This is a genomic window from Streptomyces sp. NPDC048337 (genome assembly GCF_043201175.1).
Classification (GTDB): Bacteria; Actinomycetota; Actinomycetes; order Streptomycetales; family Streptomycetaceae; genus Streptomyces.
Genome location: NZ_JBICYR010000034.1, coordinates 1 through 20,943, shown reverse-complemented (window position 1 = coordinate 20,943; position 20,943 = coordinate 1). Strand labels below are relative to the sequence as shown.

21 protein-coding genes are annotated in these 20,943 nt (G+C 71.3%); 11 read left to right on the top strand and 10 right to left on the bottom strand.

Annotation, left to right across the window (positions count from 1 at the left end; genetic code table 11):
- Nucleotides 1-48 precede the first annotated feature (48 nt).
- Both ACGFYU_RS34705 and ACGFYU_RS34700 read right to left on the bottom strand, forming a co-directional pair.
- Nucleotides 49-1,095: a family 2 encapsulin nanocompartment cargo protein polyprenyl transferase gene (locus tag ACGFYU_RS34705; RefSeq protein WP_393831285.1), complete on the bottom strand. Its 1,047-nt coding sequence runs from the start codon at nucleotides 1,093-1,095 to the stop codon at nucleotides 49-51.
- A complete protein-coding gene (locus ACGFYU_RS34700; RefSeq protein ID WP_393831284.1) occupies nucleotides 1,086-2,492 on the bottom strand; it encodes a family 2B encapsulin nanocompartment shell protein in 1,407 nt (468 codons plus the stop codon). The genes ACGFYU_RS34705 and ACGFYU_RS34700 overlap by 10 nt, the downstream gene beginning before the upstream one ends.
- 219 nt (nucleotides 2,493-2,711) lie before the next feature.
- Between ACGFYU_RS34700 and ACGFYU_RS34695 the strand changes: the two genes are divergently transcribed.
- From ACGFYU_RS34695 to ACGFYU_RS34685, 3 genes are all read left to right on the top strand, one after another.
- On the top strand, nucleotides 2,712-3,167 hold the full coding sequence (locus ACGFYU_RS34695; RefSeq protein ID WP_393831283.1) for an RrF2 family transcriptional regulator: 456 nt from the start codon (nucleotides 2,712-2,714) through the stop codon (nucleotides 3,165-3,167).
- Nucleotides 3,168-3,313: 146 nt separating this feature from the next.
- Nucleotides 3,314-4,510, top strand: a complete 1,197-nt coding sequence (locus ACGFYU_RS34690) for a globin domain-containing protein (RefSeq protein WP_393831282.1) — start codon at nucleotides 3,314-3,316, stop codon at nucleotides 4,508-4,510.
- A 91-nt stretch (nucleotides 4,511-4,601) separates the two neighbouring features.
- Complete coding sequence (locus ACGFYU_RS34685) at nucleotides 4,602-5,192, top strand: N-acetylmuramoyl-L-alanine amidase (protein ID WP_393831281.1); 591 nt, start codon at nucleotides 4,602-4,604, stop codon at nucleotides 5,190-5,192.
- Nucleotides 5,193-5,207: 15 nt separating this feature from the next.
- Here ACGFYU_RS34685 and ACGFYU_RS34680 read toward each other — a convergent pair whose 3' ends face one another.
- Complete coding sequence (locus ACGFYU_RS34680) at nucleotides 5,208-5,609, bottom strand: DUF4440 domain-containing protein (protein ID WP_393831317.1); 402 nt, start codon at nucleotides 5,607-5,609, stop codon at nucleotides 5,208-5,210.
- Nucleotides 5,610-5,677: 68 nt separating this feature from the next.
- Between ACGFYU_RS34680 and ACGFYU_RS34675 the strand changes: the two genes are divergently transcribed.
- Nucleotides 5,678-6,574, top strand: coding sequence for a 1-aminocyclopropane-1-carboxylate deaminase/D-cysteine desulfhydrase (locus ACGFYU_RS34675; RefSeq protein ID WP_393831280.1), 897 nt, complete (start codon nucleotides 5,678-5,680; stop codon nucleotides 6,572-6,574).
- Nucleotides 6,575-7,185: 611 nt separating this feature from the next.
- Here the strand turns inward: ACGFYU_RS34675 and ACGFYU_RS34670 are convergent.
- Nucleotides 7,186-8,769: a Na+/H+ antiporter gene (locus ACGFYU_RS34670; RefSeq protein ID WP_393831279.1), complete on the bottom strand. Its 1,584-nt coding sequence runs from the start codon at nucleotides 8,767-8,769 to the stop codon at nucleotides 7,186-7,188.
- A gap of 55 nt (nucleotides 8,770-8,824) precedes the next feature.
- Here ACGFYU_RS34670 and ACGFYU_RS34665 point away from each other — a divergent pair, with 55 nt between their 5' ends.
- From ACGFYU_RS34665 to ACGFYU_RS34655, 3 genes are all read left to right on the top strand, one after another.
- Nucleotides 8,825-9,085 carry a UBP-type zinc finger domain-containing protein gene (locus ACGFYU_RS34665; protein WP_393831278.1) on the top strand — a complete coding sequence of 87 codons (261 nt, stop codon included), beginning with the start codon at nucleotides 8,825-8,827 and terminating at the stop codon, nucleotides 9,083-9,085.
- A gap of 208 nt (nucleotides 9,086-9,293) precedes the next feature.
- Complete coding sequence (locus ACGFYU_RS34660; RefSeq protein ID WP_215015185.1) at nucleotides 9,294-9,707, top strand: anti-sigma regulatory factor; 414 nt, start codon at nucleotides 9,294-9,296, stop codon at nucleotides 9,705-9,707.
- Entirely contained in the window at nucleotides 9,704-10,777 is a 1,074-nt protein-coding gene (locus tag ACGFYU_RS34655; RefSeq protein WP_393831277.1) for an RNA polymerase sigma factor SigF, read from the top strand. Before ACGFYU_RS34660 ends, ACGFYU_RS34655 begins: the two co-directional genes overlap by 4 nt.
- Nucleotides 10,778-10,802: 25 nt before the next feature.
- Here the strand turns inward: ACGFYU_RS34655 and ACGFYU_RS34650 are convergent, their stop codons facing one another.
- Nucleotides 10,803-11,252, bottom strand: coding sequence for a hypothetical protein (locus ACGFYU_RS34650; protein ID WP_393831276.1), 450 nt, complete (start codon nucleotides 11,250-11,252; stop codon nucleotides 10,803-10,805).
- Between the two features lie 93 nt (nucleotides 11,253-11,345).
- Between ACGFYU_RS34650 and ACGFYU_RS34645 the strand changes: the two genes are divergently transcribed.
- A complete protein-coding gene (locus ACGFYU_RS34645; RefSeq protein ID WP_393831275.1) occupies nucleotides 11,346-12,311 on the top strand; it encodes a diacylglycerol/lipid kinase family protein in 966 nt (321 codons plus the stop codon).
- 320 nt (nucleotides 12,312-12,631) lie between these two features.
- The gene (locus tag ACGFYU_RS34640) at nucleotides 12,632-12,889 is read left to right on the top strand and encodes a WhiB family transcriptional regulator (RefSeq protein WP_003953983.1); all 258 of its coding nucleotides are present in this window, start codon (nucleotides 12,632-12,634) and stop codon (nucleotides 12,887-12,889) included.
- 149 nt (nucleotides 12,890-13,038) lie between these two features.
- On the opposite strand, the gene ACGFYU_RS34635 is transcribed toward ACGFYU_RS34640, so the two are convergent.
- Nucleotides 13,039-14,508, bottom strand: a complete 1,470-nt coding sequence (locus ACGFYU_RS34635; RefSeq protein WP_393831316.1) for a sensor histidine kinase — start codon at nucleotides 14,506-14,508, stop codon at nucleotides 13,039-13,041.
- 353 nt (nucleotides 14,509-14,861) lie between these two features.
- Nucleotides 14,862-15,455: a TetR/AcrR family transcriptional regulator gene (locus tag ACGFYU_RS34630; protein ID WP_393831274.1), complete on the bottom strand. Its 594-nt coding sequence runs from the start codon at nucleotides 15,453-15,455 to the stop codon at nucleotides 14,862-14,864.
- Nucleotides 15,456-15,539: 84 nt separating this feature from the next.
- On the opposite strand from ACGFYU_RS34630, the gene ACGFYU_RS34625 reads away from it, so the two are divergent.
- Both ACGFYU_RS34625 and nagB read left to right on the top strand, forming a co-directional pair.
- Nucleotides 15,540-16,301, top strand: a complete 762-nt coding sequence (locus tag ACGFYU_RS34625) for an SDR family oxidoreductase (RefSeq protein ID WP_393831273.1) — start codon at nucleotides 15,540-15,542, stop codon at nucleotides 16,299-16,301.
- A gap of 139 nt (nucleotides 16,302-16,440) precedes the next feature.
- Nucleotides 16,441-17,226, top strand: a complete 786-nt coding sequence (nagB, locus tag ACGFYU_RS34620; protein WP_393831272.1) for a glucosamine-6-phosphate deaminase — start codon at nucleotides 16,441-16,443, stop codon at nucleotides 17,224-17,226.
- A gap of 185 nt (nucleotides 17,227-17,411) precedes the next feature.
- Here the strand turns inward: nagB and ACGFYU_RS34615 are convergent, their stop codons facing one another.
- Genes ACGFYU_RS34615 through ACGFYU_RS34605 form a run of 3 tightly spaced genes read right to left on the bottom strand, consistent with a single transcriptional unit; the run spans nucleotide 17,412 to nucleotide 20,789 of the window.
- Nucleotides 17,412-18,893, bottom strand: a complete 1,482-nt coding sequence (locus tag ACGFYU_RS34615) for a glycoside hydrolase family 3 protein (RefSeq protein ID WP_393831271.1) — start codon at nucleotides 18,891-18,893, stop codon at nucleotides 17,412-17,414.
- 7 nt (nucleotides 18,894-18,900) lie between these two features.
- Nucleotides 18,901-19,773 carry a carbohydrate ABC transporter permease gene (locus tag ACGFYU_RS34610; RefSeq protein WP_393831270.1) on the bottom strand — a complete coding sequence of 291 codons (873 nt, stop codon included), beginning with the start codon at nucleotides 19,771-19,773 and terminating at the stop codon, nucleotides 18,901-18,903.
- Entirely contained in the window at nucleotides 19,770-20,789 is a 1,020-nt protein-coding gene (locus ACGFYU_RS34605) for a carbohydrate ABC transporter permease (protein ID WP_393831269.1), read from the bottom strand. Before ACGFYU_RS34605 ends, ACGFYU_RS34610 begins: the two co-directional genes overlap by 4 nt.
- Nucleotides 20,790-20,943 lie beyond the last annotated feature (154 nt).

Sequence of the window (20,943 nt, the reverse complement as noted above, 5' to 3'; positions counted from 1 at the left end):
CACCATGCGGTTGCCGGAACAGGCCGTGCGCGCCCCACCGCCGCGGGGTCACCTCGTACGGCGCGTCACGAACTCCGCGAGCGCCAGCAGCCCGCCCGCCGCCGCGAGGTCCGGCACGGCCCGGGACAGCTGCTGCACCGCCCGGCCCATCCGGTCCGCGGCGTGGGCCTGCGCCCAGTCGCGCCCGCCGGCCCGGTCGACCGCGTCGGCCGCCCTGTGCACGTCGTCCCCGGTCATGGGACCGGCGTACAGGGCGGCCAGCTCCTCCCCCGCCGCGGTGCCCGAGGTGAGGGCGGCCACGACCGGGAGGGACTTCTTGCGGGCGATCAGATCGGCCCCGGCGGGTTTGCCGGTGTGCCCCGGGTCCCCCCAGATGCCGATCAGGTCGTCGATGAGCTGGAAGGCCAGTCCGGCCTCCCGCCCGAAGGCGTCCATGGCGTCGACCTCGTCCGGCCCGGCCCCCGCGTACAGCGCGCCCAGGGCGCACGCGCAGCCGAGCAGGGCCCCGGTCTTGGCGGTCGCCATGGTCAGGCACTCGTCCAAGGAGACGTCGGGGCGCCGCTCGAAGGCACAGTCCGCCTGCTGGCCGGCGCACAGCTCGATGACGCAGGCCGAGAGCCGGGCGGAGGCCGCCGCCGAGGCCGGGTGGGGATCCTCGGCGAGCAGCGCCAGCGCGAGCGCCATCATCGCGTCGCCCGTGATGATCGCGTCCGGTATCCCGAAGACGGTCCAGGCGGTGGCGCGGCCGCGCCGCCGGACGTCCTTGTCGATGACGTCGTCGTGCAGCAGCGTGAAGTTGTGCGCCAGTTCCACGGCCGCCGCCGCGCGTACGGCCTCGTCCGGGTGCCCGCCCGGCCCTTGCAGGGCCTGGGCCGCCGCGAGGACCAGGGCCGGCCGGATGGCCTTCCCGGCGTTGCCCTCGGCCGGGGTGCCGTCGGCGCGCTCCCAGCCGAAGTGGTACATCGCGACGCGCCGCATCGAGCCGGGCAGGCTCTCGACCGTCCTGCGCAGTTCCGGGTTGACCGTTTCTCTCGTCCGTTCCAGGAGGGCCGCCGCCTCCTGGCCCTCGCCGGTCGCTACGGCGTTCAGCGCCAACGGCCGATCTCGACGTTCTCCAGCACGCCGAGCGCGTCCGGCACCAGCACGGCGGCGGAGAAGTAGGCGGTGACCAGGTAGGAGATGATCGCCTGCTCGCTGATCCCCATGAAGCGGACCGACAGGCTCGGCTCGATCTCGTCGGGGATGCCCGGCTGGTGCAGGCCGATCACGCCCTGGTCGTCCTCGCCCGTGCGCATGCACAGGATGGAGGTGGTGCGCGCGTCGCTGATCGGGATCTTGTTGGACGGGAAGATCGGCACCCCGCGCCAGGACGGCACGCGGTGGCCGTCGATCTCGATGGACTCCGGGTACAGGCCGCGCTTGTTGCACTCGCGGCCGAAGGCGGCGATGGCCTTGGGGTGGGCGAGGAAGAGCTTGGAGCCGCGCCGCATGCTGAGCAGCTGGTCCATGTCGTCGGGGCTGGGCGCGCCGTCGTGGGGCTGGATGCGCTGGTCGTAGTCGGCGTTGTGGAGCAGGCCGAAATCGGGGTTGTTGAGCATCTCGTGCTCCTGGCGCTCGCGCAGCGCCTCGACCGTGAGCCGCAACTGCTGCTCGGTCTGGTTCATCGGGTGGTTGTACAGGTCGGCGACGCGGGTGTGGACGCGCAGGACCGTTTGTGCAATCGAGAGTTCGTACTCGCGCGGGCGGGCCTCGTAGTCCACGAAGGTGCCGGGGAGCACGGCTTCGCCCTGGTGGCCGGCGGAGAGCTCGATGGCGGCCTCGCCGTACTTGTTGGTCCGCTGTTCGGGCAGGGACCGTACGGCGTCGACGTGTGCGCGCAGCGAGTCGACCCGGTCGGCGAGCAGCTGGAAGTCCTGGCGGGTCAGGACGAGCGCGGTGCCCGCGGTGGCGGCGCGGGCGGTGTACTCCCAGATCGCCTCCTCGTCGACGAGGGAGTCCTCGCCGAAGAAGGCGCCGTCGGCGACGGTCCGCAGGACGGCGTCCTCGCCGTAGGGGCCGGGGCCGACGTGGTCGATGCGGCCGTGGGCGAGCAGGAAGACCTGGTCGGAGGCGTTGCCGAAGGAGGTGAGCTCCTGGCCGGGCTCGAAGTCGATCTGGCGGCAGCGCTGGGCGAGTTCGCCGAGGACGTCGAGGTCCTCGTAGTCGCGCAGGAGCGGGAGCTCACCGAGCTCGGCGGGGATCACCTGGACCTGGGTCCCGGTCTTGATGAATTCCACGATGCCGTTGCCGACGGAGTAGCTCAGCCGGCGGTTGACGCGGTAGGTGCCGCCCTGCACCGAGACCCACGGGAGCATCTTCAGGAGCCACCGCGAGGTGATCTCCTGCATCTGCGGCGCGGACTTGGTCGTGGTTGCCAAGTTCCGCGCGGCCGATGTCCCCAGACTGCGCTGCTGTGTCCGGGTCTCGGATTCGGAACCCGCCTGGACCGACATGTCTTTCCCTTTCGATCACTCCATGGATCTGCGGGATGCAGCCTTCCAGTACGGAACGTGGTGGGACCATTACACAAAAGGGTGGGACTACCGCGTCCGGGTGCGGGGCACTGTCTGGGGTTCAACTCCTCCCCCACGGACCCCTGCGGACGCACCTCTTTCAGCCATCGCACCCTCGTTTAATTTGCAACACGGATGCAAGTTTTCTACGGTGAAGGCATGCGCCTGACCCGATTCACCGACCTGGCCCTGCGCGTCCTGATGCGCCTGGCCGTCGCGGAGGCGGACCTCCCGACCACCCGCGACGTCGCGGCGACGATGCGGGTTCCGTACACCCACACCGCCAAGGTGGTCGCCAGGCTGCAGCACCTGGGCCTGGTCGAGGCGCGACGCGGCCGTGGCGGCGGGCTCGCCCTGACCTCCGCGGGCCGGGCGGCCTCGGTGGGCGGGGTGGTGCGCGAACTGGAGGGCGCGGGCGATGTCGTGGACTGCGAGGGCAGCACTCCCTGCCCGCTGCAGAGCGCCTGCATCCTGCGCGGCGCGCTGCGCCGGGCCCAGGAGGCCTTCTTCTCCGCGCTCGACCCGCTGACGGTGAACGACCTGGTGGCGACCCCGACCGGGCCGCTGCTCCTGGGCATCTCGGGCGGGGCGCCGGCCGGGGCCGAAAGACCCTGACCGCCCGGCCGGATGGCCGATACGCACCGTACACCGGCCCGCCCAGGCTGAACCGACGGAGAGATCGAACAAAGGTCCGCACCGCGGCGGACCTCCCGTCACCCAAAAATACGCATCTCAGATGCCAATTACGCGAGGAGTTCCGCATGCTGTCCAAGACGTCGACCGAGACCGTACGAGCCACCCTGCCCGCCGTCGGCGCGGCCATCGGCGACATCACGGACCTCTTCTACCGGAAGCTGTTCGCGGCCCATCCGGAGCTCCTGCGCGACCTCTTCAACCGCGGCAACCAGAACGCGGGCCTGCAGAAGCAGGCCCTGGCCGGCTCCATAGCCGCCTTCGCGACCCACCTCGTCGAGCACCCGGACACCCGGCCCGACGTGATGCTGAATCGCATCGCCCACAAGCACGCCTCGCTCGGCGTGACCCGCGGGCAGTACCCGGTCGTCCACCGGCACCTCTTCGAGGCGATCGCCGAGATCCTCGGCGAGGCCGTCACCCCCGAGGTCGCCGAGGCCTGGGACGAGGTCTACTGGCTGATGGCGAACGCCCTCATCACCATCGAGGAACGCCTCTACGCCGAGCAGCAGGTGCTCGCCGGCGACGTCTGGCGGACCTGGACGGTCGCCGCCCGCGTCGAGGAGACGGCGGACTGCACCACTTTCCGGCTCGTCCCCACGGACGGCGCGCCCGCGCCCGGCTTCAAGCCCGGCCAGTACGTCTCGGTCCGGGTCGAACTCCCGGACGGCGCCCGCCAGATCCGCCAGTACAGCCTCTCCAGCGCCCCCGGCTCCCCGGTCCGTGCGATCACCGTCAAGCGCGTCCACGGCCCGGCCGCCGCGGGCCCCGACGGCGAGGTCTCCAACCACCTGCACGCCCACGTCCGCGTCGGCGACACCCTGCGCGTCTCGGCCCCGTACGGCGACCTGGTCCTCCAGGACACCGCCGCGCCGGTCCTGCTCGCCTCGGCCGGCATCGGCTGCACCCCGATGCTCTCGATGCTGGAGCACCTGGCCGACACCGGGCACACCGCCCCGGTCACCGTCCTGCACGCCGACCGCTCCCCCGCCGACCACCCGCTGCGCGGCGACCACCGGGCGCTGACGCTCAAGCTCTCGGACGCCTCGGCCCGGTTCTGGTACGAGTCGCAGGCCGAGCCCGGCGACGGCGAAGGCCGCATCGACCTGACGGCCGTCCCGGTCGCGCCCGGCACCAGGGCGTACCTGTGCGGCCCGCTCCCCTTCATGCGGGCGGTGCGCGAGCAGCTGCTGGCCAAGGGCGTGCCGGCCGCCGACATCCACTACGAGGTGTTCGGCCCGGACCTGTGGCTGGCTTCGGCCTGATCCCTGTCCGGATCACGCCCTAGCGGCGGAAGGGTCGCCTCCACTACACCGGAACGTGACGAACCGCGCACGTACCGTAAAGGAGGCGGCCATGGCCGCACCCATGTCCGCAGACCGCTTCATCCACGCCCTGCGCGCCGAGGGGCTGACCGTCGTCGAGGTCGGCGCCTGGCGCACCCACAACCGCAACCACAAGGGCCCCTGGGGGCCGGTGCACGGAGTGGTGATCCACCACACCGTCAGCAACGGCACCGCCTTCACCGTCGACCTCTGCCGCGAGGGCGACGACGATCTGCCGGGCCCCCTGTGCCACGGGGTGATCACCAAGGACGGCCGCGTCCACCTGGTCGGCTACGGCCGCGCCAACCACGCGGGGTCGGGCGACTCCGACGTCCTGGCGGCGGTGATCGCGGAGAAGCGGCTGCCGCCGGACAACGAGGCGGACACCGACGGCAACCGCCACTTCTACGGCTTCGAGTGCGAGAACCTCGGCGACGGCGAGGACCCCTGGCCGGCGGTCCAACTGGACGCCATGGCCCGCGCGGCGGCCGCGGTCTGCCGGGTCCACGGCTGGACCTCACGCTCGGTGATCGGCCACCTCGAATGGCAGCCCGGCAAGATCGACCCCAAGGGCTTCACGATGGACTGGATGCGCGAACGCGTCGCCGAACACCTGAAGTAGCCGAACCCGCCGGGATCAGGACCGGTCACACCAGGCGAAGGCCGCGATCCGCCAGCCTTCCGGGGTGCGGACGAACTGGATGGTCTTGGTCCCGGCACCCTCGAACGGCTCGCCGTCCAGGATCCCGGACTTGCGGTACTCGCCGAACCGCGAAGCGATGCCGTCCGCGATCTCGGTCCGCTCGGAGGTCTCCCACTCGCAGAACTCCACCAACCGCCCACCGCCGAGCAGCCTCTCCCGCGGCCCGACGAACTCCTCCACGGTGTAAACGGTGGTCACCTCCGGCCCCGCATGAACAATCACGCCACCCGGAAGGACCAGCCGACGGATCCGGGCCACGTCGGCGGCCTTGCCGCCGCGATTGTCGAAGGCTCCGAAGAACTCGGCGGTCACCCGGTCGATCTCGACCTTGGAGATGGTCATGGACATGGCGCGACCGTAGCAGGACACCACATCCGGCGGGACCGGGCGGCGACAATGGACGGGTGAACCCCGCCGACCTCCTCGAACAGCGCCCGCCGTCCCCCCTCCTGGAGGCCCACGACGAGCGGTTCGCACGGCACGGCGTAAGGCTGCTGCTGAAACGGGATGATCTGGTGCACCCGGTGATTCCGGGGAACAAGTGGCGCAAGCTCGCCCCGAACCTCCGGGCGGCGCTCGCCCGGGGGCACGACACCCTGGTCACCTTCGGCGGCGCGTACTCCAACCACCTGCGGGCCACCGCCGCGGCCGGGCGGCTGCTCGGGCTGCGGACGGTCGGCGTCGTACGCGGGGACGAGCTGGCGGGGCGGCCGCTGAACGACTCCCTGGCCCGGTGCGCGGCGGACGGCATGCGGCTGCACTTCGTCTCCCGCGCGGACTACCGCCGCAAGGCGGAGCCGGCGACGCTGGAGCGACTGCTGGCCGGGGCCGACGCCCGGGGCGCGTACGTGGTCCCGGAGGGGGGCAGCAACGCGTTGGCCCTGGCGGGCTGTGCGGAACTGGGGCGCGAGCTGCGCGGGTTCACCGATGTGGCGGCGGTCGCCTGCGGCACGGGCGGCACCCTCGCCGGCCTCGCGGCCGGACTCGCCCCCGGCCAGCGGGCGCTGGGCGTCCCGGTGCTGGCGGGCGGCTTCTTGGAGGCGGAGATACGTTCCCTCCAGTCCCAGGCCTTCGACGGCCCGGCGGGATCCTGGACCCTGGCGGACGATTTCCACCACGGGGGTTACGCCCGCGTCCCGGCGGAACTGGACTCCTTCGCCGCCGACTTCGAGTCCCGCCACGGCCTCCCGGTGGAACGGGTCTACGTGGCGAAGCTCCTGTTCGCACTGACCGCCCTCACCGCGTCGGGAACGTTCCCCCCGAACACGACCCTGACGGCCGTCATCACGGGCCACCCGTAGCCCGCCCGCACCCGTGAAAGACCCGGGGCTCCGCCCCGGACCCCGCTCCTCAAACGCCGGAGGGGCTGGATGATGCCCGGCCGGGGCTGAGTTGGGCGCGGGTCAAAGATCGGGGCTCTGCCCCGGCCCCCGCGCCTCAAACGCCGGCGAGGCTGAGATTGCCCGCCGGGGCTCGAAGGTGCCAGGTGGGCTGGCTGGTGCTGCGGGGCTCGATGCACCTGCCCGGGGTCGGGGACGGGGTGGGGTGTCGGCCGGGACTAAAACGAGATGAATTCGGCGCGCTGCCCCGCCCGACAGAGCCGACCCGGAACAGGCGCCGAACATCGAAGCCCGTCCCGGACGACACCCCACCCCCGGCCCCGACCCCCGCGAAACCCCATCCCGGCACCGGCCCCAACAAAGCACCCCGCCAGGGGAACCACCCCGACCCCGCGAAACCCCCGTCACAGGACCGGCCCCAACCCCCACAACGCACCCCGCCAGGGAAACCGCCCCGACCCCGCGAAACCCCCGTCACGGGACCGGCCCGGCCCCCACGAAGCCCCCGTCACGGGACCGGCCGAGCCCCCGGCCAGGGGGCCGGCCCCGCGAAGCCCCCGCCAGGGGAAGGGTCAGGCGGTCTCCTCGCGGTACGCCGCCGCCTCCTCCAGGTCCAGCCTCCGCAGCAGCCCCCGCAGCATTTCGTCGTCGATCCGCCGAAGGTCCCGCAGCGACACGAACACCTCCCGCTCCGCCTCGATCATCTCCCGCGCCAGCCGCCGGTAGACGTCGTCCGCCGACTCCCCCGTCTCCGGATTGATCTCACCCAGCCGCTCCCACACCGCGTTCCGCCGCCGCTCCAGCACCGTCCGCAGCCGATCCGCCAGCGGCGGCGGCAGCGTGCTGTTCTCCGGCTCCTCCAGCAGCTCCGCCAGCCGCTCCTCCGCCGCCCGCGAGGCCTCGCTCTGCGCCTGCGCCTCCGCCAGCGTCTCCGCCTGCAGATCCCTCGGCGGCAGTTTCAGCATCCGGATCAGCGGCGGCAGCGTCAGCCCCTGCACCACCAGCGTCCCGATGACCGTCGTGAAGGTCAGGAACAGAATGAGATTCCGGTGCGGCACGGACATCGGCACCGAGAAGGCGATCGCCAGCGACACCACCCCCCGCATCCCCGCCCACCCCACGATCACCGGCGCCCGCCAGTCGGTGTCCGGCTCCCGCATGCGGATCCGCTCCGACACCCACCGCGGCACGAAGGTCGCCGGGAAGACCCACAGGTACCGGGCCACCACCACCGCGAGGAACACCACGCTCGCGTACCAGGCCGCGGCCATGCCCTCGTACTCCCCCAGCCCCTTCAGGACCACCGGCAGCTGCAGTCCGATCAGCGCGAAGACCACCGACTCCAGGACGAAGGCGATCATCTTCCACACGGCCTCCTCCTGGAGCCGCGTGGCGAAGTCGACCTGCCAGTTCCGGTGCCCGAGGTACAGCGCGACCACGACCACCGCCAGCACGCCCGACGCGTGCACCCGCTCGGCCGCCGCGTACGCCACGAAGGGGATCAGCAGCGACAGCGTGTTCTGCAGCAGCGGCTCCCTCAGCCGTTTGCGCAGCTGGTGGATCGGCACCATCAGCAGCAGGCCCACGCCGACCCCGCCCACCGAGGCCACCAGGAACTCCACGACCCCGTCCGCCCAGCTGGCGCCCACCCCGAGCGCCGCCGCCAGCGCCACCTTGAAGGCGGTGATCGCCGTGGCGTCGTTCACCAGCGACTCGCCCTGGAGGATGGTCGTCATCCGGTTCGGCAGCCCCAGCTTGCGGGCGATCGCCGTCGCCGCCACCGCGTCGGGCGGCGCGACCACCGCCCCCAGCACCAGCGCCACCGGCAGCGACAGCCCCGGCACCGCCAGGTACGCCACGTACCCCACGGCGAGCGTCGCGAAGAGCACGTACCCGACGGACAGCAGCGCGACGGGCCGCACGTTCGCGCGCAGGTCGAGGTACGAGCTGTCCACGGCGGCCGTGTGCAGCAGCGGCGGGAGCAGCAGCGGCAGAATGATGTACGGGTCGAGGACGTACGCGGGGACGCCCGGAACGTACGACGCCAGCAGACCGGCGGCGACCAGCAGCAGCGGCGCCGGCACCCGGGTCCTGCGGGCCACGCCCGCGACGGCCGCGCTCGCCGCGACCAACGCCACCAGCGGCAATACCTCCATCGATGATCCATCCTCATCCGTCGCGCGCCCGCACCCTGGCCGTACGCTGGCCATCATGAGCGAGTGCACCCACGTTGCCGAACTGCCGCGCCCCGAGCCCATCCCGTCTGCCCAGACCTGCCCCGAATGTCTGGAGCTCGGCAGCCATCCGGTGCAACTGCGGATGTGCCTGGGGTGCGGGTACGTCGCCTGCTGCGATTCCTCGCCCTACCGGCACGCCACGGCGCACCACCGGGCGACCGGCCATCCGGTCATGCGGAGCTTCGAGCCGGGCGAGATCTGGCGCTGGTGTTTCGTCGACGGTTCGATCGTCTGAGGCGGGGTAGGTCAACCCTCCGCCGGTTCCCCTGATTTGGGCCCGCAGACCTCTAGCCACTGTGCGTACCCATGGGCTTACCATCAGTCACTGACCGTGGGAAGGGGTGCCACCCAAGCGGGCGCCTTCAGGGGTGCCGCGACACGATCGCCCGGATCGCGGTAGCGTCACCGGCGAACAGAGCTCGTACCACCTTGGAGGTGAGGGGTTGTCCCAGATCGCAGGCGAGCCCGGGACGCAGGACTTCGTGGAAGTCCGGCTGCCCGCTGCGGGTGCCTACCTGTCGGTGCTGCGGACGGCCACGGCCGGCCTCGCCGCACGTTTGGACTTCACCCTCGACGAGATCGAGGACCTCCGCATCGCGGTGGACGAGGCCTGCGCGATCCTGCTCCAGCAGGCCGTGCCCGGCTCCGTCCTCAGCTGCGTCTTCCGTCTGATCGAGGATTCGCTGGAGGTCACGGTTTCCGCGCCGACCACCGACGGGCGCGCGCCGGAGCGCGATACCTTCGCGTGGACGGTGCTGTCGGCGCTGGCCGGCAAGGTCGAGGCCACGGTCGAGGAGAACCGGACGGTGAGCATCAGCCTCTACAAACAGCGCGGCGCGGGACCAGGCCCGGCGTGAGCGGCGGGGAGATCCCGGTGCGGGGCGGGGATCGGCCCCGGGTACGGCACGAGGTCGACGGCGGCATCCCGGAGCAGCAGCACGCCCGGCCGCACCCGGCTGACGCGGATGCGGAATACGGCTTTTTGGACTCGGCGGAGCGACGGGCGGGCCCTATGAGCGAGAACCAGCACGAACAAGCACAGCCATCGGAGACGTCACAGCCGTCCGAGGCCGCTGCCACGGCCCCGGTGGTGCCCGACGTCCCCGATGTCTCCGATCTCCCGGTGATCCCCGCGGTGCCGCTGTTCCCGGTGTCGGCGGGACTGCCGGATCCGCGCGACCGCAGCGGCGCGCGGGCCCTGTTCATCGAGCTGCGGGCGCTGCCCGAGGGCTCGGCGGAGCGGGCGGAGCTGCGCAATCGCCTCGTACGGATGCACCTGCCGCTGGTCGAACACCTGGCACGGCGCTTCCGCAACCGCGGCGAGCCGCTCGACGACCTGACACAGGTGGCGACGATCGGCCTGATCAAGTCGGTGGACCGGTTCGACCCGGACCGCGGGGTCGAGTTCTCCACGTACGCCACGCCCACGGTGGTCGGCGAGATCAAGCGCCACTTCCGTGACAAGGGCTGGGCGGTGCGGGTGCCCCGGCGCCTTCAGGAGCTGCGGCTCTCGCTGACGACGGCCACAGCGGAACTGTCCCAGCAGCACGGCCGCTCTCCCACGGTGCACGAGCTGGCCGAGCGGCTGGGGATCTCCGAGGAGGAGGTGCTGGAGGGGCTGGAATCGGCCAACGCCTACAGCACGCTCTCGCTGGACGTCCCGGACACCGACGACGAGTCGCCGGCGGTGGCGGACACCCTGGGCGCGGAGGACGAGGCCCTGGAGGGCGTCGAGTACCGCGAGTCGCTCAAGCCGCTGCTGGAGGGGCTGCCGCCGCGGGAGAAGCGGATCCTGTTGCTTCGGTTCTTCGGCAACATGACCCAGTCGCAGATCGCGCAGGAGGTCGGCATCTCCCAGATGCACGTCTCGCGCCTGCTGGCCCGCACCCTGGCCCAGCTCCGCGACAAGCTCCTCGTCGAGGAGTAGAGGAGTACAGGAGCGGAGGAACGGGTTATCGGGCCTCTTCGCGGGGGCCGATGCCCAGCGCCTCGGTCGCCGTCGGGTTCACCAGGAGTGCCACGACGGCCACCGCGGCCACGGCCAGCGCCGCGGCGGCGGCGATCATCGCGCCGCCCGTGGTGTAGAGGGTCCAGGCCACCGGCAGCGCCATCAGCTGGGTGATCAGCGCCGGGCCGCGGCTCCAGCGGCGGCCCAGGCGCAGCCCGCGGGCCGCGATCAGCGGCAGCGCGGCGAGCACGAGCAGGGTGACCCCGCCGGTCTCGGCCTGCTGCGGGGAGTCGGGGTCACCTGCGATGCCCACGAACAGCATGTAGACGCCGAGGCCGGCCAGCGCCAGGCCCTCCAGGGCGGTGAGCGCCGCGGCGGCGGTCAGCCGGCCGGGCAGCGCTGCGGTCTCGGTGGCGGCGGGGGTGACGGCGTGCGGGGGCTGCTTATTGCTCACCCCAGCAGGGTAGCCGCGCGCCCCGGGCCGGGAGGGGACGGGCAGTAGGGTCGGCGGTCGTAGCTCATGGACGGGCTGGGTAGTCTGGCGCTCATGCGTGCACTTCTCGTGGCCAACCCAGCAGCGACGACCACCAGTGCGCGCACGCGCGACGTCCTGACCCACGCCCTGGCCAGCGAGATGAAGCTGGAGGCGGTGACCACCGAGTACCGGGGGCACGCCCGGGACCTGGGCCGCAAGGCCGCGCACGAGGGGCTGGATCTCGTCGTCGCCCTGGGCGGGGACGGCACCGTCAACGAGGTCGTCAACGGGCTGCTGCACAACGGCCCCGATCCGGATCGGCTGCCGCGGCTGGCGGTGGTTCCCGGTGGTTCCACCAATGTCTTCGCCCGCGCGCTCGGGCTGCCCAACGACTCGGTCGAGGCGACCGGGGCCCTGCTGGACGCGCTGCGGGAGCGGCGCGAGCGGACGGTGGGGCTGGGGCTGGCGGCCGGCACCCCGGGTACGGAGGACGAGTCGGTTCCGGCGCGCTGGTTCACCTTCTGCGCGGGCTTCGGTTTCGACGCGGGTGTGGTGGGGCGGGTCGAGCAGCAGCGCGAGCGCGGCAAGCGTTCGACGCACGCCCTGTACGTACGACAGCTCGTACGACAGTTCTGGGAGGAGCCGAACCGGCGGCACGGCACGGTGACGCTGGAGCGTCCCGGCGCGGATCCGGTGACGGATCTGGTGCTGTCGATAGTCTGCAACACCTCGCCCTGGACATACCTGGGCAATCGGCCGCTGTACGCCTCACCGGAGGCGTCGTTCGATACCGCACTTGACGTATTGGCGCTGGACCGTTTGTCAACTCCGGCGGTCGCGCGGTACGCGACACAGCTCCTGACCTCGACTCCTGAGCGGGGTCCGCACGGCAAGCACGCGGTGTCTCTGCACGATCTGACCGACTTCACCTTGCATTCGAAGGTGCCACTTCCCTTCCAGATGGACGGTGACCACCTCGGTCTGCGCACCAGCGTTCGGTTCACAGGCGTACGCCGTGCACTGCGTGTGATTGTGTGAGTGGAAGGGGCGAAAGTCCTTTCACTCGAACGTTTACACGCCGGTCCACCCTCACGATGTAGGGCTGTGACCTAGTAGACACCGACGAATCAAAAAAAACTTTCCGGAAGGGGTTGTATCCCCGTCCGAGGTTTGCGAATCTCTACATGGCGATCGGGACAGCCCGCAGAACCCGGCACCCACGAAGAACGCCAGAACCCCTCCACGAATCACCGACCTCCCCCGGGAAACTGGGCGGTCACCCTTCCCTCACGAAGGGATTCGTGAAAGCGTTCACATTCACAAGCAACCTGCCCGCAATACAAGGAGATGGAGCAGCCATGGACTGGCGTCACAACGCCGTTTGCCGCGAGGAAGACCCGGAACTCTTCTTCCCCATCGGCAACACCGGTCCTGCGCTGCTGCAGATCGAGGAAGCCAAGGCCGTCTGCCGCCGTTGCCCCGTCATGGAGCAGTGCCTGCAGTGGGCGCTCGAGTCCGGTCAGGACTCCGGTGTCTGGGGCGGTCTCAGCGAGGACGAGCGCCGCGCCATGAAGCGCCGCGCCGCTCGCAACCGGGCGCGCAACGCCAGCGCCTGACAACGACTTTCGAGCCTCGACGCGCAGCGCGTAGTAACCGAATAAGCGCTCAGCAACGTGCTCTTGAGCCCCGGACCGAGAACCTTCGGTCCGGGGCTCAGTGCTGTTCGGGGTGCGGTCCGGCCACCGGGCCGTCACGCTGAGTGAGGCTACTTCTGCGGGCTCGACGGGATGTCGAGGACGACCTTGGTGCCGCGCGGCTCCGCCCGGACCATGTCGAAGGTGCCGCCGAGCTCGCCCTCCACGAGGGTCCGTACGATCTGCAGTCCGAGATTGCCGGCCCGCTGGGGGTCGAACCCCTCGGGCAGTCCCTTGCCGTCGTCGACCACAGTGATCAGCAGCCGCCCGTCCGCGCGGCCGGTGCCGGAGCGGACCGCGGCGACCTCCACGGCGCCCCGCTGCCCCTCGGTGAAGGCGTGCTCCAGGGCGTTCTGCAGGATCTCGGTCAGCACCATCGACAGCGGGGTGGCGACCTCGGCGTCCAGGATGCCGAACCGGCCGGTGCGCCGGCAGTCGACCTTCCCCGGGGAGATCTCCGAGACCATCGCGATCACGCGGTCGGCGATCTCGTCGAACTCGACGCGCTCATCCAGGTTCTGAGACAGCGTCTCGTGCACGATCGCGATCGAACCGACTCGGCGCACGGCCTCGTTGAGCGCCTCACGGCCCTGCGGCGAATCCATGCGGCGGGACTGGAGCCGCAGCAGGGCGGCCACGGTCTGGAGGTTGTTCTTCACCCGGTGGTGGATCTCCCGGATGGTCGCGTCCTTGGTGATCAGTTCGCGTTCGCGACGCCGCAGTTCGGTGACGTCGCGGCAGAGCACCAGGGAGCCGATCCGGGTCCCCTTGGGCTTGAGCGGGATGGCGCGCAGCTGGATGACCCCGCCGTTGCCCTCGACCTCGGTCTCCCTCGGGGCCCAGCCGCTGGCGAGCTTGACCAGGGCCTCGTCCACCGGGCCGCGGGAGGGCGCGAGCTCGGCGGTGGTGGCGCCCAGGTCCTGGCCGACCAGGTCGGAGGCGAGGCCGAGCCGGTGGTAGGCGGAGAGCGCGTTCGGGGAGGCGTAGGTGACCACGCCGTCGGCGTCGAGCCGGATCAGGCCGTCGCCGACGCGCGGGGAGGCGTCCATGTCGACCTGCTGGCCGGGGAACGGGAAGGCGCCCGCGGCGATCATCTGGGCCAGGTCGGAGGCCGACTGGAGGTAGGTCAGCTCCAGCCGGCTCGGTGTACGCACAGTGAGCAGGTTGGTGTTGCGGGCGATCACGCCCAGGACCCGGCCCTCGCGGCGGACGGGGATCGACTCGACGCGGACCGGCACCTCCTCGCGCCACTCGGGGTCACCCTCGCGCACGATCCGGCCCTCGTCGAGGGCGGCGTCGAGCAGCGGGCGCCGGCCGCGCGGCACGAGGTGGCCGACCATGTCGTCCTGGTACGAGGTGGGGCCGGTGTTCGGGCGCATCTGGGCGACCGAGACGTACCGGGTGCCGTCGAGGGTGGGCACCCACAGCACGAGGTCGGCGAAGGACAGGTCGGAGAGCAGCTGCCACTCCGAGACCAGCAGGTGGAGCCACTCCAGGTCGGTTTCACTGAGAGCGGTGTGCTGGCGTACGAGGTCGTTCATGGAGGGCACGTTGCGAGCGTACCCCGGGTACGCGCCATGACTTTCCCCACGGGAATACCCAGGAGTACACAAGAGGCCCCGAGGCCGCGTACTGTTGGAGGAACCGACGGGTTTTCGCACCCTGTCGTTGGATGGACAGAACAGAATGGTCTAGTCCACAATTGACTGAAGCTTCCGCCCTCCCCGCACAGGAGGACGGATCGAGGTAAGCCGCGCACTCTGCCCTGACTGCGCCGGCACCTCCCACCGGCCGCGGGAACCGCACACCCGTCGGCCGTAAGTACTCCGGGCTACGGTGCCGGACGGGTTGAGGGTCCCGTCAGGCACCGTGGCCCAGAGGAAATCTTGCGGATCTACGCGGGCCAGGCCAGCAGCGCCCGGGACGCGACCGCCTCCAGCTCCTCCCGCGTCGCGCCGTCGCGCGACTGCTGGGACATCCCCTGCAGCACCGCGCCGGCATACCGGGCCAGCGCCCGCGCGTCCGTGTCGGCGGGCAGGACGCCGGTGGCCATGTCCGCCCGGATCCGGCTCTCGAACAATGTCAGGTTGGCGTTGCGCCGCTCGCGCAGGGCCTCGGCCACCTCCTCCGAGGTGGTGTTGATGGCGGCGCTGATCACCATGCAGCCAGGCGGGTGGCCGGGGTCGGTGTAGACCTCGGCGGCCTCGTGCAGGATGCGCCCCACGGCCGCGCGGGCCGTGGGCTCCTCGGCCAGCGCCACGGCCGCGAAGTCCGCGTAGCGGCCGCCGTAGACCACCACGACCTCGTCGAAGAGCTTGCGCTTGTCACCGAAGGCCGCGTAGAGGCTGGGCGCGCTGATGCCCAGGCTCGTGGTCAGGTCGGAGATGGACGTCGCCTCGTAGCCGCGCTCCCAGAAGGCGAACATCGCCTTGTGCAGAGCGGCGTCACGGTCGAAGGAGCGGGGCCTGCCGCGCTGTCCGGTCACCATGGGCACATTCTATAGCGGCCGCTAGGGAATCTGATACGGTCCTTTCTGTAGCGACCACTATTGATTTCTGAAGGGGGGCGCGTCATGGGCGTGCTCAAGGGGAAGACGGCACTGGTCACGGGCGGTAGCCGGGGCATCGGACGGGCCGTCGCGGAGCGGCTGGCGCGGGACGGGGCGCTGGTCGCGGTGCACTACGGCCGCGACGGGCAGGCGGCGAAGGAGACGGTGGCCGCGATCGAGGCGGCCGGCGGAGCGGCTTTCGCGATCCGGGCCGAGCTCGGGGTCCCGGGCGACGCGCAGGCCCTCTGGGCGGCGTACGAGGCCCACCCGGCGCACACCGAACAGGTCGACATCCTGGTCAACAACGCGGGCGGGGCCCTCTTCGCCGGCATCGCGGACACCGACGAGGAGGCGTACGACCGGACGCACGCGCTCAACGCCAAGGCGCCGTTCTTCGTGATCAAGCACGGGCTGCGGCGACTGCGGGACGGGGGCCGGATCGTGAACGTGACCGGCACCCCGGAACTCTCCCTGCCGGCCATCCTGGCCACGTCGATGGCGAAGGGCGCCGCGAACGCGCTGACCCGGTCGCTGGCCGCCGAGCTCGCCCCGCGCGGGATCACCGTGAACTCGGTCGCCCCCGGCATCATCGACACCGACCTGAACGCGGGCCTGCTCGCGGACCCCGGGACCCGGGCCCACCTGGCCTCCCGCTCGGTCTTCCACCGGGTCGGCACGGCGGAGGAGGTCGCGGACGTGGTGGCCTTCCTGGCCTCCGCGGACTCCCGCTGGATGACCGGCCAGCACCTGGACGCCACGGGAGGCCTGCAGCTGGCGCTGATCTGACGCGGGGCCCGGCCTGCCCGAGAGGCCGGGCGCGTGCGTGCGGACCACCATGGAACGGTGTGCGGAACCGGGGCGCCGGGGGCCCGATTCTGCTAGATTGGTCTATACCACACCACCTCTCCAGATCGGCAGGCCCCGCGTGGAAGTTGTCATCGTCCCGAACGCCAAGGCAGGCGGCGAGCTCATCGCGGAGGCCATGGCCGCACTGGTCCGCCGCAAGCCCGACGCCCTGCTCGGCGTGGCGACCGGCTCTACCCCGCTGCCCATCTACGAGGCCCTGGCCGCCAAGGTGAAGGCGGGGGAGGTCGACGCCTCCAAGGCCCGTATCTGCCAGCTCGACGAGTACGTCGGCCTGCCGGCCGGACACCCCGAGTCCTACCGGGCCGTGGTGCTCCGGGAGGTCGTCGAGCCGCTCGGCCTGTCCGAGGCCTCCTTCATGGGCCCCGACGGCTCGGCCGAGGACATCCTCGGCGCCTGCGAGGCCTACGACCGCGCGCTCGCCGAGGCCGGCGGCGTCGACCTCCAGCTGCTGGGCATCGGCACGGACGGCCACATCGGCTTCAACGAGCCGTGCTCCTCCCTGGCCTCCCGCACCCGTATCAAGACGCTGACGGAGCAGACCCGCGTCGACAACGCGCGCTTCTTCGACAACGACATAGACCAGGTGCCGCACCACGTCATCACCCAGGGCATCGGCACCATCCTCGACGCCCGCCACCTGGTGCTCCTGGCCACGGGCGAGGGCAAGGCCGAGGCCGTCGCGCAGACGGTCGAGGGGCCGCTGTCCGCCCTCGTCCCGGCCTCCGCACTGCAGATGCACCGGCACGCCACGGTCGTGGTGGACGAGGCGGCCGCCTCGAAGCTGAAGCTGGCGGACTACTTCCGCCACACGTACGCCAACAAGCCGGCCTGGCAGGGCCTGTAGCCTCCGCGCCCCCGACGCCGAAGGGCCGGACCCCCCTCCTCGGGGGTCCGGCCCTTCGCCGTACCTGTGCGCCGCCGCCGCGCAAGCAGCCCCGGGCTGCGCCACATCCAGCCCCGCCGGCGTTTGAGGCGCGGGGGCTCGGGGGCAGCGCCCCCGCAACGGCGCCGCACCCGGAGGCTCAGCGACTACGCCCCGGCGATGACCTCCGCGGCGGCGCGGCCGCAGACGCGGGAGGCGCCGTGCGTGGCGATGTACAGGGCACCCCGCGGATCGGCCTGCGGGACGCCCATCTCGACGACCACCGTGTCCGGCCGCGCCGCGACCAGCGCGTCCACGGCCGCCGTCATCCACGGGTGCCGGTGCTCGTCGCGGACCACCGCGACGACCGTCCGGGATCCCGCCGCCGCGAGGACGTCCGCGGCCGAGGCGCCCTCCGGGTAGAGGCCCGCCTCCGTGCCCGGGACCAGCGAGGCCAGCTCCGCGGCCACGCCCCACGGGGTCTCGTCCCCCACCGCGATGTTGGCGACGGGCGCGAGGGTGGCGACGTACGGGGCGGAGAGCGGCCGCGCCGAACCGGTGACGGCGACGGCTCGGCGGGCGGCGGTCAGGCCGATGCCGGACGCGCGGCTCCCCTCCGGCCGCGCGTCCGGTCGGGCCTGGAGGGCCCACTCGGCGAGCGCGCGGACCCGGGCGGCGGCGTCGGCGAGGCGCTCCTCCGGGAGCGTGCCCTCGCGTACGGCCGCGACCAGCGCGTCGCGCAGCCGGAGCACGGTCTCCTCGTCGGCGAGACCACCGCCGACGCAGATGGCGTCGGCGCCGGCCGCGATGGCCAGCACCGAGCCGCGCTCGATGCCGTACGTCCCCGCGATGGCGTTCATTTCCATGCCGTCGGTGACGATCAGGCCCTCGTAGCCGAGCTCCTTGCGCAGCAGACCGGTCAGGATCTGCGGGCTGAGGGTGGCCGGGCGGGTCGGGTCGAGGGAGGGCACGAGGATGTGCGCGCTCATCACGGCCTTGGTGCCGGCCGCGATGGCCGCCTTGAAGGGGACGAGTTCGCGGGCCTGGAGGGTCTCCAGGTCGACGTCGATGCGCGGCAGTGCGTGGTGCGAGTCGACGTTGGTGTCCCCGTGGCCCGGGAAGTGCTTGGTGCACGCGGCGACGCCGGCGGCCTGGAGGCCCTCGACGTAGGCGGCGGTGTGCCGGGCGGTGAGGTGGGTGTCGGCGCCGAAGGACCGTACGCCGATGACCGGGTTGCCCGGGTTGGAGTTGACGTCGGCGGACGGGGCCCAGTTGAGGTTGACCCCGCATACGGCGAGGCGGCGGCCCAGCTCGCGGGCGACGTCGCGGGTGAGGGCGGTGTCGTCGACGGCGCCGAGGGCCAGGTTGCCGGGGAAGGAGGAACCGCCCCGGACCTCCAGGCGGGTGACGTCGCCGCCTTCCTCGTCGATGGCGACCAGGACGTCGTCGCGTTCGGTACGGAGCTGCGCGGTGAGCGCGGCGAGCTGCTCGGCCGAGGCGATGTTGCGGCCGAACAGGCCGACGGCGGTGAGGCCTTCGTGGACCTGGCGCAGCAGCCAGGCGGGGGCGGTGGTGCCCTCGAAGCCGGGCTGGAGGACCGCGAGGGCGTCGCGGGTCACCGTATCGGGGCGGTGCGCAAGGACAGTCATCGTGCCGTTATCCCTTCACGGCGCCGGCGGTCATGCCGCCGACGGCCTTGCGCTGGAGGAAGATGAAGATCAGCAGGACCGGGACCGCGAAGAGCGAGGACGCGGCCATGGTGGCGCCCCAGTCGTTGCCGAAGGCGGTCATGAACTCGGTCAGCCACAGCGGGAGGGTCTGCGCGGTCTTGTCCTTGTTCAGGATCAGGACCATCGCGAACTCGTTCCAGGCGGTGATGAAGCCGAAGAGCGAGGTGGACATCAGGCCGGGGGCCAGCAGGGGGAAGATCACCTTGCGGAAGGCCTGGCCGCGGGTGCAGCCGTCGATCTGGGCGGCCTCCTCCAGGGTCACCGGGACGGCGGCGATGAAGCCGCGCAGGGTCCAGATGGTGAAGGGGAGGATCATCACGAAGTAGATCGCGGTGAGGAGCGGGAGGCTGTTCAGCATCTCGCCGTCGCGGGCGATCATGTACATCGCGATGACCATGACCTCCCAGGGGGCCATCTGGGCCATCATCACGGTGAGGACGAGGCCCTTGCGGCCCTTGAACTTCATGCGGGCGATGGCGAAGCTCGCGGCGAGGGCGACGAGCAGGGCCAGGACGACGGCGCCGGCGGTGACCAGGACGCTGTTGGTGACGTACGTCCAGAAGTTGGTGACCCCGGTGGCCTTGGTGAAGTTGTCCAGCGTCGGGGTGAAGACGAAGACGGGGTCCTTGGTGAGGATCTGGCTCGACGGCTTGAGGGCCGAGGAGAACATCCAGTAGACCGGGAAGACGAAGACGGCGGCCAGCAGGAGCGCGCCGAGGTTCTTGGCGACGGTCCCGGGGCGCAGCGGCCGGCGGGTGCGCAGCTGCTGCGCGGGCTTGGGGGCGGAGGTCGTGCTCACTGCTCCTCCTCCTGCTTCAGGATCAGGCGGAAGTAGAAGGACATGACGATCACGAGGATCAGGATCGTCAGGACGGAGATCGCGGCGGCGAGGCCGTAGTGGGCCTGGCTCTGGCCCTCGACGTAGGCGAAGACCGGGAGGATCTCGGAGGCGCGGTCGGGGCCGCCCTTGTTCATCGCGTAGACCTGGGTGAAGGCCTTGAAGACCCAGATCACCTCGAGGAACGTGGTGATGAGGAAGAAGGGCTTGAGGTTCGGGAAGACGATCTTCCAGAAGGTCTGCCAGCCGTTGGCGCCGTCCATGCGGGCGGCCTCGTACAGCTCGGCGCCGACGGTGGTGAGGCCGGCGTACATGTTGAGGGCGACGAAGGGGATGGAGCCCCAGACCACCAGGATCGTGACGATCACGAGGGTGGAGAGGCCGGTCTCCATCCAGTTGTGCTGCTCGTAGCCGGAGAAGCCGGCGGTGCGCATCACCCAGTTCATGACGCCGAACTGCTCGTCGAACAGCCAGCGGAAGACCTGTACGGAGGCGACGATCGGCATGGCCCAGGCCATCACGAGCGCCATCGACAGGACCAGGCGCATCTTCTTGCCGAGCCGGTTGAGCAGGATGCCGATGAGGCTGCCGAGCACCATGATCAGCGCGACGTTGGCGGCGGTGAAGGCGAAGCTGCGGACGACGACGGTCCAGAACCGGGAGTCGGCCAGCAGTTCGGTGTAGTTGGCGAACCCCGCGAACGGGTACTTCCGCTGGATGAACTCGATCTTGTTGATGTCCTGGAAGGACAGGATCACGTTCTTGATCAGCGGGTACAGCAGGAGGGTCGCGAGGCTGAGCACCGCGGGCCCGACCAGCAGGTAGGGCAACCACCCCGAGGGGAGCGACTTTCTGCCCCCGCGAGGAGACGTATCACTGGGGCCGGTCCGGGTGGCGGATACCTGCGGCCGTCCGGCGGACTTGCGTGGTGCGTCCTGTGGAGCGCTGGTCGTCGCTCCCTGGGAGTGCACGGTCATGGGTTGGCTTCCTCGCGGTTGACTGTGGAGTCAAATGCGCGACCGGGGGCGGGGGGGGGGGCGGGGGGCCCCCCCCCCCCCCCCCCCGGGGGGCCCCCCCGGGGGGGGGGGGGGCCGGGGGGGGGGGGGGGGGGGGGGTGTGGGGGGGGGGGGG